2 protein-coding genes are annotated in these 1040 nt (G+C 69.7%); both read right to left on the bottom strand.

Features of this window, described 5'->3' with window-relative positions; translation table 11 throughout:
* Positions 1-74 precede the first annotated feature (74 nt).
* Positions 75-287 (bottom strand): hypothetical protein, encoded by a 213-nt coding sequence (locus ACFWJO_RS39075; protein WP_386872977.1) that lies wholly within the window; start codon positions 285-287, stop codon positions 75-77.
* Positions 248-1040: YjiH family protein (locus ACFWJO_RS39070; protein WP_386872975.1), on the bottom strand; the 793-nt coding region annotated here is incomplete at its 5' end. The genes ACFWJO_RS39075 and ACFWJO_RS39070, both read right to left, overlap by 40 nt.

The following is a 1040-nucleotide window of genomic DNA, read 5'->3' as shown; positions in this document are numbered from 1 at the left end:
TGTCGGTGATGAGCGTGGAGCGCGTGGGGGCCTCTCTCTGCGGGACGGACGGGGGTGGGCCGGTGGGGCGGGCCTCAGGTGAGCGCGGCCACCAGGTGGGCCAGCGGCGTGGCCAGCACGATGGTGAGCGCCACGCGCTCGACCCAGATCACCAGGAGGTGCCACATCTTCACGGGGATGTCCGTGGCCAGGATGGCAGGAACCACCGCGGAGAAGAAGATGATCGCGGAGACGCAGACGACGCCGATCACGAACCGGGCGACGAGGTCCTCGTGACCGGCCGCCATCGTGGCCGGGATGAACATCTCGGCGATCGAGGTGGCGGAGGCCGAGGCCAGCAGGCCGGGGTCGGAGTAGCCGAGCGCCCAGAACAGCGGTAGAAGATCACGCCGATCCACTCGAACACGGGCGTGTACGTGGCCAGGACCAGGGCGATCAGGCCCACGGACATGATGGACGGCAGGATCTGGAGCACCATCACGAGTCCATCCCGGAAGTTGACCCAGATGTTCTTCGGCAGGGACGGGGCCTCGGCGAGGGTCTGCTCGGCGGCGCGACGGGCCACGCGGAAGCGGTCCCGGGTGACGGCCTGCTCGGGCGAGTGGGTGACGCCCGGGTAGCACTCGTCCGGGATGCGGCTCAGCGGCGGGATGCGCACCGTGATGGCGGTGACCGCGAACGTCACCGCGAGGGTGCCGAAGAAGTACCAGAGCCAGATGTCCATCAGGCCCAGCGTCTTGGCCACGATCACCATGAAGGTCGCGGACACCGTGGAGAAGCCGACGGCGATGATCGCCGCCTCGCGGGCCGTGTAGCGGCCGCCGGTGTACATGCGGTTCGTCAGCAGCAGGCCCAGGGCGTAGGAGCCCACGAAGGAGGCGACGGCGTCGACGGCGGCGCGGCCGGGCACGCGCCAGATCGGCCGCATGGCCGGGCGCAGGTAGACGCCCACGAACTCCATGAGGCCGTAGCCGATCACGAGGGCCAGGAAGACGCCGCCGATGGGGACGATCAGGCCCACGGGCACCACGAGCTTGTCC

It is taken from the genome of Streptomyces sp. NPDC127092 (genome assembly GCF_042722475.1).
In the GTDB taxonomy this organism is placed as follows: Bacteria; Actinomycetota; Actinomycetes; order Streptomycetales; family Streptomycetaceae; genus Streptomyces.
The sequence above is the reverse complement of the archived record's forward strand: the minus strand, read 5'-3'. Positions and strand labels throughout refer to the sequence as shown.

What these genes read in the sequence shown, in the direction of transcription:
- ACFWJO_RS39075 (WP_386872977.1), bottom strand. Translation starts at nt 287, where the DNA reads ATGGCGGCCGGTCACGAGGACCTCGTCGCCCGGTTCGTGATCGGCGTC.